Source organism: Paenibacillus sp. DS2015, assembly GCF_050433705.1.
Lineage (GTDB): Bacteria > Bacillota > Bacilli > Paenibacillales > Paenibacillaceae > Paenibacillus_AQ.
In genome coordinates, this window is the sequence record NZ_JBNPWS010000017.1 from 59,231 (window position 1) to 75,750 (window position 16,520).

The following is a 16,520-nucleotide window of genomic DNA, read 5'->3' on the forward strand; positions in this document are numbered from 1 at the left end:
CTAGTGGCGATGAAGTATAATTATGTACCTTTAAAAAATGTAAGGATTGAAGACTCTTTCTGGTCTGGATATGACAAGCTCGTTCGTGATGTTGTGATCCCTTACCAGTGGGAAGCGTTAAATGATCGGATTGAGGATGCAGAACCTAGTTTTGCGATTCGTAATTTTCGGATTGCTGCAGGGAAAGAGGAAGGGAATTTCGAAGGTTTTGTATTCCAAGATAGTGATTTAGCGAAGTGGCTCGAAGCTGTAGCTTATTCGCTTACGAGGCATAGTGACCCATCACTTGAAGCCATTGCTGACGAGGCGATTGATTTAATTGGTGAGGCCCAACAAGCAGATGGATATATCAACACTTATTTTACGATTGAAGCACCCGATAAGCGCTGGACCAATCTAACCGAGTGCCACGAATTATATGTAGCAGGACATTTAATAGAGGCGGCTGTGGCTTATTACAATGCCACGGGTAAAGTTAAATTTCTAGATATCGTTAGCCGGTTTGTTGACTATATAGGTAACGTATTCGGTACAGAGCAGGGGCAAATTCAAGGCTATGATGGTCATCAGGAGATTGAGCTTGCGTTAGTGAAGTTATATAAGGCAACGGGTGAGGCAAAGTACTTGCAGCTTAGTCAATATTTCTTAGACCAACGTGGGCAAGAGCCAAGTTTCTTCGTGGAAGAATGGGAGAAGAGAGGACGAAGTTCATACTGGCAACCGGAATTGACAGGAGAGAAATCACGGCCTGATTTGAAATACACTCAGAGCCATGCTCCCGTCCGTGAACAAAAAGAAGCTCATGGGCATGCTGTTCGTGCAGTATATATGTATACAGCCATGGCTGATATAGCGGCACAGTCTGGGGACGCAGGCATGCTGGCTGCCTGTCATATATTATGGGACAATATGGTTCACAAACAAATGTATATTACAGGCGGAATCGGATCGACTCATCATGGTGAAGCTTTTACGTTTGATTATGATCTACCCAATGATACGGTCTATGCAGAGACATGCGCTTCCATCGGATTGATTTTCTTTGCCCAGCGGATGTTGCAAATAGAGCCTAACAGTGAGTATGCGGATGTAATTGAAAGAGCTCTGTATAACAATGTAATTGGGAGTATGTCACTGGATGGTAAACACTACTTCTATGTCAATCCATTAGAGGTGTGGCCACAAGCGTCAGAGGGGAATCCGGGTAAACATCACGTTAAATCAGTTAGACAGAAATGGTTCGGTTGTTCTTGTTGTCCACCTAACGTCGCACGTCTAGTGGCTTCTCTAGGAGAATATTTGTATACAGTTAGTGAGTCTGAGCTATATGTTCATCAATATATTGGGGGAACAGCGAGCGCTAGTATTGCTGGACAGCATGTAGAGCTTCGTCAAGAGACGAATTATCCTTGGGATGGAAAGATCGACATCCATGTCTCTCCTGAGCGAGCAAGTTCATTTACACTTGGACTTCGTATTCCAGGTTGGTGTCAAAGTGCCACCCTTCGTATTAATGGTGAAGAGATCGTTCTGGGAGAAGTCGTACACAATGGTTACGCTCGAATGGAGCGAACATGGAGGAAGGGGGATATCGTACAACTTGAACTGAATATGGATATTCAGCTGATCCAATCCCATCCTGAGCTTCGGGCAAATGCAGGTAAAGTAGCGATCCAACGAGGCCCTCTCGTATATTGTGTGGAGGAGATCGATAATGGGGCACCTCTAGCTTCAATGACATTAACTACGAATAGTCAATTAACAGCAAGATTTGACCCTAATCTCCTTGGAGGTCGGATGGTTATTGAAGGAGAAGGTATGGTAGATGAACCCAATGACTGGGGAAACTGTTTATATCGTCCATTGAGTGCTTCATCTACATCCAAGCCCGTCAAACTAGTGGCTGTTCCTTATAATAGTTGGGGAAATCGCGAGCCAGGGGAAATGACAGTATGGATTAGAACTGCGAATACGAATACAATTTGAGAGGGTAACATCCTCCAAAACGGAACGCTGTTTCCACTACATTTTATTGTCAACGTAGATCACTTTCTTACATTTGCTCATCAGGGATGTAAGTGAGTGATTTTTTTTATCGTTAGGTTAATATTCGGAATTGACACAATTAACCAACTGGAATATAGTTCTATTACGGAATAATGGTTTGAGTGGTGAACTATTCTATCGTAAAACTATTTGAGTGGTGAACTATTGAAGTGGGAAAGGTGTGGCTAGAGAAGTGGAACATGAATCAAGGCATTGGATTGAACGATATATGACAGCATCGATGATTATGACTAAACGTTTTCAAGGAGAAATTAGTGGAGTGATTGGTCAGGAATTAACAAGTGATCAGTATCAACTTTTACGCTTAATCTATCTGGAGGGTGCAAACTGCACATCTACAGTTCTAGCAGAACAATTCTATGTAGGCAAAAGCTCCATTACAGCCATGACCAATCGTCTTGTTGAGTACGGTATGATTGAGCGGACAAGAGATGAATCAGATCGTCGGCAAGTTTATTTATCTTTGAGTAAGTATGGGCATAAGATTTATACGGAGGCAGAGTCACAGGTACAGAAGATGGTGTCGGACTATCTTGTTCATTTCACACAGCAAGATATTGAGACGTTTATTACCTTATATGAGCGGCTGGCGCATTTGGTTCAAGATACAGGGACAGGAGGAGAGAATAAAATATGAAAACCATACTTAAGGCTAGATGGGGAATTGTTGTACTATGGTTAATTGTAGCTGTAGTGCTGGTACTTACGGCACCACCGGTAAGTGATTTGATCCGTGAGAATGGACAAATCGATGTTCCGAATGGCTATTCTTCTACAGAAGCTACACGGATTATGGATGAGGTAGCTAAGGAGAGTGGGGGTAGTAAGGAAACTCAAATAGCTCTTGTGTTCCATGATGTGAAGGGGCTTGATGCTGCCGCTACACAAGCGATTAAGCAGGCGCTAGGTGATCTTGAGAACAACAAGGAGAACCTGAGCATTGAGTCGATTATTAATCCTTTTGAACAACCTGAGATTGCTAGCAAATTAATAGCCAAGAACGGCAATACCATCATGACTTCTATTACTGTGGACTTAAGTACGATGTCTATGAAAGAAATAGAAGCGGGATTACATACAGCTTTAGAATCGGTTAGTGTGCCTCATTATTTGACAGGTAAAGATCAGATCAGTGAGGATAGTATTGTAAGTTCACAAGCGGGACTAAAGAAATCGGAGTACATTACAGTTGTTTTTATACTCATCATATTGTTTGCCGTATTCCGTTCTTTTGTCGCACCTTTTGTGCCTCTTTTAACGGTTGGTATTAGCTATATTGTGTCACAATCCATCGTTGCTTTTTTGGTGGAATGGTTTGGTTTTCCAATCTCGACCTTTACTCAAATCTTCATGGTGGCTGTGATGTTTGGAATAGGGACGGATTATTGTATTTTATTAATTAGTCGTTTTAAGGAAGAGTTAAGTCAGCAAGATGATATACGCGCAGCGATAACGGAGACCTATAGGACAGCAGGAAAGACGGTATTCTTCTCTGGTCTTGCAGTGTTGGTAGGATTTCTTGCCATTGGTTTAGCGAAGTTTTCATTGTATCAATCGGCTGTGGCTGTAGCCGTTGGGGTCGCGGTGATGATGGTTGCTTTAGTGACCATTGTTCCTTTCTTTATGGCCGTGTTAGGTCGTACATTATTCTGGCCTATGAAGAAATCGATTGAGCATAAGGAGAATCAACTATGGGGGGCAGCTGGTAAATTCTCTCTGAAGCGTCCATGGGCAGCACTGCTCATTGTAGCTATTGTCGTTACACCTTTTCTAGTCACATATGACGGAAAGCTATCATTTAATAGTCTTGATGAAATTGGAGATCATTATGAATCCGTTGAAGCCTTTAATATTATCTCAGATAGCTTCGGACCAGGAGAATCCCTTCCAGGTCAAATTGTAATCAAGAATGATGATCGGATGGATACTACAGAATATATGGCTCTTGCAGAAGAGATTAGCCGTGAAGTCGAGAAGGTAAGTGGAGTTGCCGGGGTACGTAGTTTAACTCGACCTACAGGAGATGTCATTGAAGATTTCCAAATCCCTAAGCAGCTTGGAACATTGTCCAATGGTTTGGGTGAAGGTGGTAAAGGGATAGATCAGATCCAGACGGGTCTTGCTGAAGCAAGTCGTCAATTGAGTGATAATGAACCCAAACTGCAAGAGGCCGTTTCAAGTACAGGGAAATTGTCTGAGGGTACAGGTAAGCTTAAGGATGGTATTCGTGAGCTTGGTGTGGGACTTAGTAAGATTCAAAACGGGATTAAGGACGGCTCCATGGGAGCTGGAGAACTGAAGAAGGGCTTAGAAACAGCTAAGGAAAGTGCAGTTCAGCTAGCAAAAGCCAATGAACAGTTACTAGCTAGCTACGGTACAATAGAGAAAGGCATAAGCGCATTTGACGATGGTCTGAAACAAATAGAACAGCAAATGAATGGTGTAGCCTTTGGATTAAACCAACTAGATGCATCATTTACCAGCTTGGAGGTCAGTTATCCAGAACTGCTTCAGGACACAGATTATCTTACAATTAAGGGAACCGTAACGGAAACGGGTAAGGGTGCTCTAGCACTATCTGCTGGGATAACAAAAATGAGCAGTCAATTTGAGCAAGTGACCGCAGGATTGATTAAAGCGAATCAAGGATATGCGGAAGTATCTGCAGGGCAAACAGCGCTCTCTAAAGGATTCGATCAATTCATTAGCGGTATGGGCAAGCTTGAATCAGGATTAATTCAAGCTGCCGACGGCCAAGGAGAAATCGTTGGGCAAGTGCCTCAACTAGAGAAAGGGTTATCTGATTTACAGAATGGACAGGAGCAATTACAAGATGGATTCGGTCAATTAACAGGACAGATTAGTGAGTTAACGGAGGGACTTGATCAGAGTGCTGAAGGACTATCTCAAATCTCAGGTGGTATCACGACTGCGCAACAATTTCTAACACAGATTGAAGATGCTCCAGATCAAGAGTTCAGTGGATGGTATATTCCGGAAGAAATATTGAAGAATGCAGACTTCACACAGGTATTTGATACCTATCTATCTCCGCAACGTAAGGTTATGACTCTTGATGTTATATTTGCAGAGAATCCTTATGGTACGGAAGCTATCGGTAGTATAGAAGAGATTCATAACGCAGTAAATAGAGCCGTTGTTGGGACTAAATTAGAGAATGCTGAGATCGCTATTCATGGTGTGACAAGTACTTTCGCAGATTTACAACAAATATCGAATGAAGATTACAAGCGGACGGTTACCTTGATGCTTGTAGGAATTTTCATTATTCTTGTGATTATGTTGAGATCTATTATTATGCCGTTATATCTTATAGGTTCGTTAGTGCTTACCTACTTCACGGCACTAGGTGTGACAGAAGCGATCTTCGTAAATATGCTGGGTTACACGGGTATTAGCTGGGTAACGCCGTTCTTCGGGTTTGTAATGTTAATGGCGCTTGGGGTTGACTATAGTATCTTCCTGATGGATCGGTTTAATGAGAATAAAAGTTGGAATGTTCAAGATTCGATTCTTCATGCCATGCGGAATATGGGGACTGTCATTCTATCTGCAGCTGTTATATTAAGTGGCACATTTGCTTCTATGTATCCATCGGGCGTACTGTCAATGCTACAAATAGCAACAGTCGTTCTTGTAGGACTGGGGTTATACTCACTGCTGATGCTTCCGTTCTTCGTACCTGTCATGGTGAAGATATTCGGACGAGCAAATTGGTGGCCATTCCATAATAAACAAGAAGAGAGTTCCGAGAATAGATCGATTCATATGTAGATAGATATTAGATATATAAATAGAATAGATCTAGATAAATGATAACCAGAAGAGGCTCCCTTTGTTAGGGTAGCCTCTTTGGTATTTATTTTGAAAATAAATAATTTCAGTATGTTCGATTGTCCGTAACGAGAAACATCTATTATTCATAAATTAATAGTGCAAGGTTTACATGAACGAAAGTGAGTAAAATCAATTCGAGGGGGGATCAAAGATGGTGTACCATTACACGGCTATCGGTGATTCTTTAACAGTTGGGTATGGGGCTTTGCCTGGCAATGGATTCGTACCCACATATCGAAGACTTGCCGAGTATCATCTTCAAACTTCGGTAACTTATGATAATTTGGGAGTTATTGGGTTGACTACCCAAGGGCAATACGATCTGATAAGTCGAAACTTAACCTTTAGGCAATCGTTACAACAGGCAAATATTATTACATTGTCAATTGGTGGGAATGATCTAATCAGAGCCGCTAGAACAACAGGTGTAACATCTCAACATTTCAACAAAGCACTTGCTCACTGTCAGACGAATTTCGAGCATATTATCAAAGGGTTACATCAGATAAAGAGAAACGGGAATCAGCGCTATATCATTCGAGTCATTGGTTTATATAACCCTCTTCCCCAAATAGAAGAAGCGTCTTATTATGTTCAGAGGTTCAACCAATATATAGAGCGGTTTCAGAGCGCGACGTTAGAAGTGGCTAATATATACCCTCTTTTTTATGGAAGAGAAAGAGAGCTATTATCGCTAGACCATATTCACCCTAATAGTCGTGGCTATCGTATCATTGCAGATCAATTAAATCGTTTGGGATATAGACCCTTGAGTTAAGCGGTCTATATTTCAGTGATTTCAGACCACTAGGTCAATTTTCTCAAAAGACTCAGAACGGCCCATTTGCGTTCTTGACGTTTTTTATACTTCGGAAGCGTACGGTAGATATCAATAGATTCTTGAAATGCAGATTTGGCATCTTCTTTACGATCTAATGCTTTATACATCATACCTAACAGATAACATGCCTCGCTTGAAGAAGATTGAATCGTTTGGAATTGCCGGACATAATGCTGAGCTTTATCACGATCTTGATTCTGATAGACTCCTGCTAATCTGAGATAAGGTTCCCCATACTTGACTTTAGGGTTAATATCTAGCCCTTTAAGAATGTAGACTTCACCCTGATCGATAGACCCTAAATTTAACAACACCGTGCCTAGATCGCTCCAGTATTCAGCAGAATGTTCATAGGGTTCTTGAATCTTCTCCAATATGGGCAATGCTTCTTTGTATTTTTTGCGCTCCATGAGTAATCGAGCTAGCTGATATTTAGAAGAAACGTCGTTGTAATTTAGAGCAATTTCACTACGGAGTTTGGAAATCTTACTCATCCGCTTAAAGGGCTTTGTGATACTGGGAAACACCCCGACATAGCGACGGTCCAGGAGATAAACAACTACAAGAATAACAAGTAACGCTAGAAATGGATTCCCTAACAATCGCCATAATAAGAAAAAACCAATAAATTTCATGAATTCCCTCCATAATGATATTAGTAAAATAGCTCTCTTGACTGACTATAGTTGAGATAAGGCATTCCTGACACTAAGAATATACTTAGATGATTCGAGCGGATTTACTCCTCGTCTTGTGCGGCTAATGGTCGTATCTTCTGGACATTCCTTGTATCCTGCAAAAGAACAAACCATGATGCCTTTACCTCCAGTCATAGAACGTAGCTTTATTGGATATTCAAGTGAGGAAGCTACGGGGACAACGCCTTCCACCATGAATCTTCCCTGAAGAACAGAGGGGGCTTCGAAATCTGCTCGCATGTGTACTAGATCGCTAAGTATTTTACCACTGTAGTCTTCGGGTGTAGTGATTCGAAAGTGCAACATAGGTTCTAGCAAAGTAGTCCCCGTGTGATCAAGTCCGTTCATGATCCCCATAGGCGTGGCAACCACAAAATCAAGCGGATGTGTGTGCCATACATGATGTTGTCCTTCTGTTAATGTGATCTTTAGGTCAGTTACTTCCCAACCCTGGAGACCTTGCTGCAGAACTTCTGGAATGCGTCTTTCTACTTCATTCTGATATCTAAGTAGAAGATCATCACTACGAACCTGTGAGCTATAGATCAGGCCACTTCCACGGGGTAAGGGCTCGATGGTGAAACGAAGGATGGCCCAACAGGGTTTAGGCATAGTATAGGCAATATATCCCTCGCCTCGCTGACTTGGAGTTTCCTTATAAATGACAGAGGGTTGGTCGAATATGATGTGCAGACCGAATCTACTTGCGAGCAGACTGGTTAGAATCTCTAGTTGAATAGCACCCATTACTTTCAGATGAAGTTCACGTTCTTCCGGATACCATTGTAGATCAAGTAAAGGATCTTCATCTGTTAATTCTTGCAACGCTTCTACCAAAGCGGGATAACGTGTCGGATCTTGTTCATGGACCTGAACGGTTAGCAAGGGCACGGCCATAGATGGAGAGGGAGGGACGCCATGTGAACTACCCAGAATATCACCGATATTGGACTGGCTAAGTCCGTAGACTGCTGCAATGTCACCGGAACTTATTTGTCCTATATCTACAAACTTACGGCCGTCGAGCTTACGTATTTGGGTGATTTTCTCCTGTACATTTTGGGTTATGTTGTGTACGGAATCTCGATTTCTTAACTTTCCATTATATAAGCGTACGAAAGAGGTACGTCCCATCGTCTTATCGCGTTCTATTTTGAAAATAACCCCGGCTAACTCTGCCTCATCATCACCGGCCGCGGCAGGAAGATACTGAACAATCGCATTCAGTAGTTCAGTAACACCAATGCTTCGCTCAGAGGCCCCAAAGCAGATAGGAAATAGCTGAGCCTTTTGACTGAGATCTTGAAATTTGCTTAAAATCTCATGCTCAGGAATCACTTCACCGTCGAGATAGCGAAGCATGAGTTGTTCATCTTGTTCAATGACAGACTCCATTACGCTTTGATTAGACATTCCAAATCGAGAGATCTCAGTTAGATTAGTAAACAAAGAATTAATTTCAGTAAATTGCTCCCCCTCTCCTTGAGGTACATTTAAAGGAACGGCAAAAGGTGTAATCAGATGCTGGATCTGTTTCATAATATTCATGACATCTACGCCAATCCTATCCATTTTATTTACATAGATGAGGGTTGGAATTCCAAGTTGCTTCAGCGCCTGCCAGATCGTCTCCGTCTGAGATTGAATGCCTTCAGCCGCGGATACGATTAATATAGCTCCGTCCATGACACGTAGTGAGCGTTCCACTTCGGATAAGAAGTCGACATGTCCCGGTGTATCCACTAAATTAATATATACATCCTGCCAGACTATGGAGGTTGTGGCTGATCGGACTGAAATTCCCCGCTGCCGTTCCACTTCTAGGTTATCGGTCTGTGTCGTTCCCCGATCTACACTTCCTAAACTTCGGATCACACCACTTGTGTAGAGCATATGCTCGGTAGTTGTTGTTTTCCCTGCATCAACATGTGCAAATATACCGACGTTTCTTCTAGATTGAATAGTCATGTAAGCAGCTCCGTTAGAAAACAATTATAGTAATTTTTATTATATCATAGGCTCATATAGGTTGTTATTAGAATCAGGTTATTTACCATATCATTAGAATTGATCCATGAGCTAAGTAAAATTTAGTTCCTTATAGTAATATGAAGATTGTTGAAAAAATTCTACATAGGAAGTTATATATCGTATATAGTAGCTTTACTGTATGGATTAGAAACGAGGGGGAGTCTCATTGGATCTTCATTTAACGAAACAAATTGAGTTTATTCGCGAAGTAGATCGTCTCAAAACTATTTTTCGGCAGTCATATATTATGGATAAGTCTAGACATGAGAACGATGCTGAGCATTCTTGGCACATCACATTGATGGCTTGGGTGCTACAAACCCATACCTTGGATCGCGAGGTGAATCTTCTTCATGTTATGAAAATGCTCCTTATTCATGATCTCGTAGAGATTGATGCTGGCGATACCTTCGCCTATGATGTGGCAGGGCAGGTAGGGAAGTTTGAGCGTGAAAGGGATGCAGCTATAAGAATCTTTGGATTACTGCCAGAAGAGCAGTCCAACGAGATGATGTCACTATGGCTTGAATTTGAAGAAGCCAATACATCCGAAGCTTGTTATGCTGTAGCGATGGATCGTATTCAGCCATTGCTACATAATTATTACACGCAAGGTAAAGCTTGGAGGGAACATGAGGTCACTGCGGACCGTGTGCTTGCACGAATTCAATTTCTACGTGACAATATGCCAGGGTTATATCAAATGACCGAAGAGCTCATTCATGATGCAGTTGAGAAGGGGTATCTGTTACCCGCTAGTCTATAAGAGGTTGTTCAAAAAGACATCTTTTGATCACGAAGCATATCAAGAGGCCTAATCGACGTCGAATATTGAATTCAGCCGGTCTTTCCGGTGCTCACGTAGGTACTGCCTACGCTCCGCTCCTCACTCCCTTGCTTCATCCAATCTTCTCGGTGCTGAAAAGTCGACTTTTTGAACTCGCACTATAAGAAACACAACTCAGGCATATTCCACATCGAGTGGAATATGCCTGAGTTGTGAGCTGTGATCGGAATATAAAGTTGTAGTTAAATGCACGAAAGCTGCCTCCTGTTAGATTAGGCAGCTTTCTGAGCACTACATTTATTTCACTTCTAGAATTTGAACACCACGACCTGCAATTTGAACGGTTCCTGTAAGGTCCGTCTCTGTCAGGAGGTCACGGAATTGAAGTGAACCTAGCTCAACCGCTTGTTCCTCCGCATTGTGATTCATGACGAATAAGAAGTCTTGACCATCTTTGGAACGACGACTTACCTCAACCCCAGCAGGTGTTACCAGTAAAGGCGTAATTCCTTTGGCATCACATATGGATTTCAAGAGCCCATCTATGAAGTTATCTTCTGGGTCAGATGCAACATACCATGCTTCCCCTTTACCAAACTTATTGCGAGTTAATACAGGCATCCCCTGGTAGAAATCTTCTCCGTACTCCGCTAATATGTCTGCACCTTCACTATGCAACAAATCACATAATAGTCCACAGCTGTAGTCTCCTTGAAGGTCCCCTAAACTGTCTTTCATTACAATCTTATTGCGTTTGTCTGGGAATAAGGCATCGATCTCTTCTACCCAGATGCCTAGCATCTTACGAAGCTCTCCCGGATAACCACCAAGCGTGACTAGATCGTTCTCGTTAACGACACCACTGAAGAAGGTTGTTAAGAAAGATCCTCCCGCTTGTACGAAGTCTTCCAATTTCTTAGCTAAGCCTGGTTTAACCATGTATAGGACAGGAGCTATGACGATGTCATATTTACTAAGGTCACTATCTACACTAATAATGTCTGTGGAGATGTTACGACGGAACAGAGCCGCATAATATTTGTGTACTTGATCTAAATAATTGAGTGCAACGGTCGGACCGCTAGATTTCTCCATAGCCCACCAGTTATCCCAATCGAATAAAATTCCGACTTTAGATTCAGTTACAGCATCCAATGTCTTGTCACCAAGCAGTTGTAATTCTCTGCCTACTTCTGCTACTTCACGGAATACACGTGTATGCTCGTGTCCAACGTGCTCAATAACTGCCCCATGATACTTCTCACAAGCACCTGCTGAGCGGCGCATTTGGAAGAACATAATGGTATCAGCACCATGGGCTACGGCTTGATAGCTCCATAAGCGCATAACGCCTGGACGCTTCAGTGAATTATATGCCTGCCAGTTCTGCTGGCTTGGTGTCTGTTCCATCAGCATGAAAGGTTGTCCGTCTTTCAGCCCACGCATAAGATCATGTGCCATAGCTGTGAAGCTTACTGGAGTATCTAGGCCTGGGTAGCTGTCCCACGATACGATATCCATATGCTTTGCCCACTTGAAGTAGTCTAGAGGTTTATAAGCACCCATTAGATTCGTAGTAACGATGGAATCGGGAATAATAGCTTTAATAGCATCATGTTCCAAGCGGTAGCCGTGCAGAATGTTATCTGAATTAAAGCGTGAATAGTCTAAGGAAATTCCTTGGAACGTAGAACTGTTATTACCCCAATGCTCACTTAGGTTTGTAGGAGGTACAATTTCTTCCCAATCGTAGAAAGTATGTCCCCAGAAGTTGGTGTTCCAAGCTTTGTTAAGATTGTCTAGTGTACTATATTTTTCTTGTAGCCATATGCGGAAGCCAGCAGCACAGTTATCACAATAACATTCACCACCGTATTCATTAGATACGTGCCACACCAGAATGGCGGGATGGTCTTTATAACGTTCTGCTAGTTTGTGAGCAATACGCTCGGAGTATTTCAAGTATGTGGGGCTGCTAGGACAAGAATTATGACGTCCACCGAATTTACGGCGTTGTCCGTTGGTATCGACGCGCAGTACATCAGGATATTTGGTCGCCATCCATGCTGGATGTGCTGCGGTACTTGTAGCCAAGCATACATATACACCGCTTTCGTACAAGCTGTCTATGAGTTGATCAAGCCATGTAAAATTGTAAGTATCTTCATTAGGCTGATTAAGTGCCCAAGAGAATACATTGATCGTAGCTATATCGATTCCTGCTAATTTAAACATACGTAAATCTTCCAAGTGAGTAGCATGGTCGTACTGCTCAGGATTATAGTCCCCACCGTAGAACATTTTAGGGAGTTTGTTGCTAATCATGTCCTTCACCTCTTCATATAAGAATAATACTATAATATATCATTTATATTCCCTTTAAAATATAATAATAGTATGTTCATATATAATAATACGGAAGTAGGTGGTGTCATCATTGAGTCCATAGATAATATTCACATGCATGCGCAGCATCGTCGATTTTTTGCAACCTCACGAGAACAACAACTTCCACTTTATATGGAGAGTATCGGATTTAATCCAGCCCAAGAAAGATTCAGCAGACCCCGTGGATATTTATACTATCATTGGTTACAAACGATTCGTGGGGAAGGGAAATTTACTTTTGGAGGAACTACGTTACTGATGAAAGAAAATACAGGTGTCCTCTTATTGCCTAACGAACCCCATCAATACGAACCTGTATCCGAAGTATGGGAAACGATGTATATTACTTTCTTAGGTCCACAGGTAGCTGCTATATTATCATCGTTGGGATTGAATCTTTCATCCTATTATCAGTGGGATCAACCTAGTGAACTTACAACATATGCCTCAGAGGTGTTAAATTCTATGGCAAGTGATCGAGATGTGTCGGGGCTTGATGCCTCTGGAGATTTATATCGATTCCTTATTGTTCTGAAGAAGCATGGAAGAATTAATAATCTTCCGTCCGTTTCTCATGCGGTTGAGCGGCTTATGCCTGTTCTTGCTTTAATGGAACAAGGATTTGATGATCCAAATCTGGGATTGGATGATATGGCGATAGAGGTAGGCCTTAGTGCAAGGCACTTAAACACACTGTTCAAACAAACCTTTGGAATGACGGCCTATGCGTACTTTATTCTATACAGAATTCGAAAAGCGAAGGAATTGATGACGGCTTACTCAGATATAACGGGTAAAGAAATCGCTCAACGCGTTGGCTTTCGTGATGTTAGCCACTTTGTAGCCACATTCAGGCGAATTGAGGGAGTAACACCCGAACAATTCCGTAATCTTTATTAACATGGAATAGAGAGGTGAATCCAAAATGATCAATAGATAACTTTTTGAAGAACCTCTTTTATAGAGTAAAAGGTAGCCCGTCCTCTTCCGAGGAACGAGCTACCTTTTTAGTTTTCTATTGAGTGCCACACTCTCAGATTAAATCATGAATGAGACGAGAGCGTTATTGTTCTCTCCGAGGTAGGTCACGCCGTTGTTTGGTCAGCAAGTGATAGCGGTGAAGGATACGAACCATATTTTTGCATCTGTGCAAGCCGAAATGGGGAGCTTAATCAACCAACTAGGATCTGTAACGGCATCCATTGAGGGGTTGAGTCAATCCCAAGAGATATAGGGAGGATTAGAGAGCGCGGAGGACGTGGGAATACTAGATTTCAGTTGTATTCTTCTGAATTATTTACACTAAATGGAATTTATTAAGGCTGTGTACTGTTTCTACCCTTATGGTAGAATGGAAATGATTTCATGCATTTACCTGAGGATGTAACGAGAGGATGTTTATTTATGACTATACCCTTATGGTCTGACTATGTTTCCTATCTTGAACACAATAGTGGGGGCAAGCCCTATTTAACACCTTACCTTATTGAAGGAAGTTCAAGTGCTATGATCATTTGTCCTGGGGGAGGTTATCAGCATTTAGCTAACCATGAAGGAGAACCTGTGGCAAAATGGCTAAATGATCACAATATTTCTGCCTTTGTGCTAACTTATCGTATTGCGCCTCATCATGAACCAGCTCCACAGATGGATGCTAGAAGGGCAGTAAGATATGTGCGAAGACATGCCGACGAATACGGGATAGATCGTAATAAGATTGGTATTCTCGGATTCTCAGCAGGTGGGCATGTGGCTGCGATGACAGGGATTGTGTTTGAATCGGGGGATCCTGAAAGTGATGACCCAGTGGAGAGAGAAAGTTCACGTCCTGACTTGATGGTACTCTGCTATCCTGTTATTACTATGAAGGATTTTGGACATCGGGGTTCCTGTGAGCAGTTGCTTGGAATATCGCCTAGTGAGGATAAAATTATACAATATAGTGCGGAAATGCAAGTGACTGCCGACACACCACCAACCTTCATATGGCATACGGCTGATGATGGAGCTGTTCCTGTTGAGAATAGCCTTCAGCTAGCGTTATCTTTGAGTCATTCCAATATTCCATATGCGCTTCACATATTTCCAAAAGGTAAACATGGATTGGGACTAGCGACTGATATTCTTGATGTATCTGTCTGGCCTAGTTTGTGCATGACGTGGCTTAAGAATCAAGGAATGTAATTTGTGTTCATAACATTTAAGTACTTATATAACTAGGAGATGAATTTATTATGCAACTTAGCAAGCAAGATACGCTTTTATTTATTGGAGACTCGATTACGGATGGCGGGCGTACCTTTCCTGTAGGAGAGGGTGGATTTGGACAGTTAGGTTATGGGTATGTGACTCAAGTGGATGCTTTATTAAATGCGGTATATCCAGAGCTCTCTATTCGCACATTGAATACAGGTATAGGTGGAGATACCATACGTCATTTGAAAGCGCGTTGGGCAAAAGACGTAGTGGATCTTAGTCCAGATTGGTTATCGATCATGATAGGAACGAATGATGTGTGGCGTCAGTTCGACAATCCACTAAATACGGAGGAGCATATTTATCTGGATGAATATGAACAGACACTTCGCGAGCTTGTTGAGGGCATCCGTCCTTCTTTGAAAGGGTTAGTTCTTATGACTCCGTACTATCTTGAAGCTAACTTGAATGACCCTATGAGAGCTACAATGGATGTATATGGGGGCGTAGTTAAGAAAATTGCTCATGAATATGAGGCTATCGTTGTCGATACGCAGAGTGCCTTTGATGCACTTTCGGAACATGTATACTTGTCATCATTAGCTAACAATTGGGATAGAGTACATCCTGGGCAACGAGGCCACATGACAATTGCACGTGAATTTCTACAGGCCGTTGGATTTTCCTGGGATGGAGATAATAACTAAATTGTGATGTGAGGAGCTGTATGCATGATGATGGGGTCGCTCGAAGTCGTATTCGATGCTAAAGCTATTCTAGGTGAAGGACCAAGTTGGGATGCCATTAATAATAGGCTCTTATGGGTTGATATTGAAGGTCACCAATTGCATATTCATTACCCAGAGAACGGGCATAATGAGGTATACACCCTGAATGAGCAGATTGGAGCAGTGGTTCCTTTCCTTCAAGATGAGGTTATAGTGGCGTTGTATACAGGATTCCATAAGTATCAATTATCCACTGGAACACTAACGTTGATCTCTAATCCAGAGGGACACCTACCGAACAATCGATTTAATGATGGTAAATGTGACCCGCAAGGTCGTTTCTGGGCGGGTACGATGAGTCAGGATGGAAGTATAGCTGCAGGGTTCTTATATTGTCTTGATCATGATCTTACAGTTCGTAAAGTCTTAGAGGGTATTTCTACATCTAATGGATTAGGTTGGAGTGCTGATGGCACTCATATGTATTACATAGATACACCTACTAGGCAGGTGGATATTCTTGACTATAATCAAGAGACTGGATCGGTCAGTAATCGCAGGATGGCTTTTAAGCTTCCAGCGGGAGCGGGTTACCCAGATGGGATGACTATGGATATAGAAGGGATGCTCTGGATCGCTGAATGGGATGGGGGACGGGTCGGTCGTTGGAATCCACAAACGGGAGAATTACTGGGTTCCATTGCCATTCCGGCGGGTCATGTCACTTCATGTGTATTCGGTGGGGGATTTTTGGACGAGTTATTCATCACTACAGCGCGTATTGGACTTAATAATGAAATTCTTGATGAACTTCCGTTGTCAGGATCGCTTTTTCGAATTAAACTTGGCGTGAAAGGTCAACCTACATATCCCTATATATCCTATTAATGGGTTTTTTTCATAAGATTATTTATCGGAGTATATAA

The 16,520-nt window shown here is 42.1% G+C and carries 13 protein-coding genes; 10 read left to right on the forward strand and 3 right to left on the reverse strand.

Going from position 1 to position 16,520, the window contains the following annotated elements; all coding sequences use genetic code 11:
• Positions 1-9 precede the first annotated feature (9 nt).
• The 4 genes from J2T13_RS15475 (at position 10) to J2T13_RS15490 (ending at position 6,703) form a co-directional block, all read left to right on the forward strand.
• Positions 10-1,986, forward strand: a complete 1,977-nt coding sequence (locus J2T13_RS15475; RefSeq protein WP_429372901.1) for a glycoside hydrolase family 127 protein — start codon at positions 10-12, stop codon at positions 1,984-1,986.
• Between the two features lie 241 nt (positions 1,987-2,227).
• A complete protein-coding gene (locus tag J2T13_RS15480; protein WP_429372794.1) occupies positions 2,228-2,704 on the forward strand; it encodes a MarR family winged helix-turn-helix transcriptional regulator in 477 nt (158 codons plus the stop codon).
• Positions 2,701-5,862, forward strand: coding sequence for an MMPL family transporter (locus tag J2T13_RS15485; protein ID WP_429372796.1), 3,162 nt, complete (start codon positions 2,701-2,703; stop codon positions 5,860-5,862). Before J2T13_RS15480 ends, J2T13_RS15485 begins: the two co-directional genes overlap by 4 nt.
• Before the next feature lie 214 nt (positions 5,863-6,076).
• Positions 6,077-6,703, forward strand: a complete 627-nt coding sequence (locus J2T13_RS15490) for a GDSL-type esterase/lipase family protein (RefSeq protein WP_429372798.1) — start codon at positions 6,077-6,079, stop codon at positions 6,701-6,703.
• A gap of 29 nt (positions 6,704-6,732) precedes the next feature.
• On the opposite strand, the gene J2T13_RS15495 is transcribed toward J2T13_RS15490, so the two are convergent.
• Both J2T13_RS15495 and J2T13_RS15500 read right to left on the reverse strand, forming a co-directional pair.
• Entirely contained in the window at positions 6,733-7,401 is a 669-nt protein-coding gene (locus J2T13_RS15495) for a tetratricopeptide repeat protein (RefSeq protein ID WP_429372800.1), read from the reverse strand.
• Between the two features lie 45 nt (positions 7,402-7,446).
• Positions 7,447-9,432, reverse strand: a complete 1,986-nt coding sequence (locus tag J2T13_RS15500) for a GTP-binding protein (protein ID WP_429372802.1) — start codon at positions 9,430-9,432, stop codon at positions 7,447-7,449.
• A 229-nt stretch (positions 9,433-9,661) separates the two neighbouring features.
• Here J2T13_RS15500 and J2T13_RS15505 point away from each other — a divergent pair, with 229 nt between their 5' ends.
• Positions 9,662-10,261 carry an HD domain-containing protein gene (locus J2T13_RS15505; RefSeq protein ID WP_429372804.1) on the forward strand — a complete coding sequence of 200 codons (600 nt, stop codon included), beginning with the start codon at positions 9,662-9,664 and terminating at the stop codon, positions 10,259-10,261.
• 318 nt (positions 10,262-10,579) lie between these two features.
• Here the strand turns inward: J2T13_RS15505 and J2T13_RS15510 are convergent, their stop codons facing one another.
• Positions 10,580-12,607 (reverse strand): beta-galactosidase, encoded by a 2,028-nt coding sequence (locus tag J2T13_RS15510; protein WP_429372806.1) that lies wholly within the window; start codon positions 12,605-12,607, stop codon positions 10,580-10,582.
• Between the two features lie 129 nt (positions 12,608-12,736).
• Here J2T13_RS15510 and J2T13_RS15515 point away from each other — a divergent pair, with 129 nt between their 5' ends.
• From J2T13_RS15515 to J2T13_RS15535, 5 genes are all read left to right on the forward strand, one after another.
• Positions 12,737-13,570, forward strand: coding sequence for an AraC family transcriptional regulator (locus J2T13_RS15515; RefSeq protein WP_429372903.1), 834 nt, complete (start codon positions 12,737-12,739; stop codon positions 13,568-13,570).
• 193 nt (positions 13,571-13,763) lie between these two features.
• Positions 13,764-13,904 carry a hypothetical protein gene (locus tag J2T13_RS15520; RefSeq protein WP_429372808.1) on the forward strand — a complete coding sequence of 47 codons (141 nt, stop codon included), beginning with the start codon at positions 13,764-13,766 and terminating at the stop codon, positions 13,902-13,904.
• 170 nt (positions 13,905-14,074) lie between these two features.
• On the forward strand, positions 14,075-14,854 hold the full coding sequence (locus J2T13_RS15525) for an alpha/beta hydrolase (RefSeq protein WP_429372810.1): 780 nt from the start codon (positions 14,075-14,077) through the stop codon (positions 14,852-14,854).
• 50 nt (positions 14,855-14,904) lie between these two features.
• A complete protein-coding gene (locus J2T13_RS15530) occupies positions 14,905-15,573 on the forward strand; it encodes an SGNH/GDSL hydrolase family protein (RefSeq protein WP_429372812.1) in 669 nt (222 codons plus the stop codon).
• A gap of 24 nt (positions 15,574-15,597) precedes the next feature.
• The gene (locus J2T13_RS15535; protein ID WP_429372814.1) at positions 15,598-16,482 is read left to right on the forward strand and encodes an SMP-30/gluconolactonase/LRE family protein; all 885 of its coding nucleotides are present in this window, start codon (positions 15,598-15,600) and stop codon (positions 16,480-16,482) included.
• Positions 16,483-16,520: the final 38 nt, after the last annotated feature.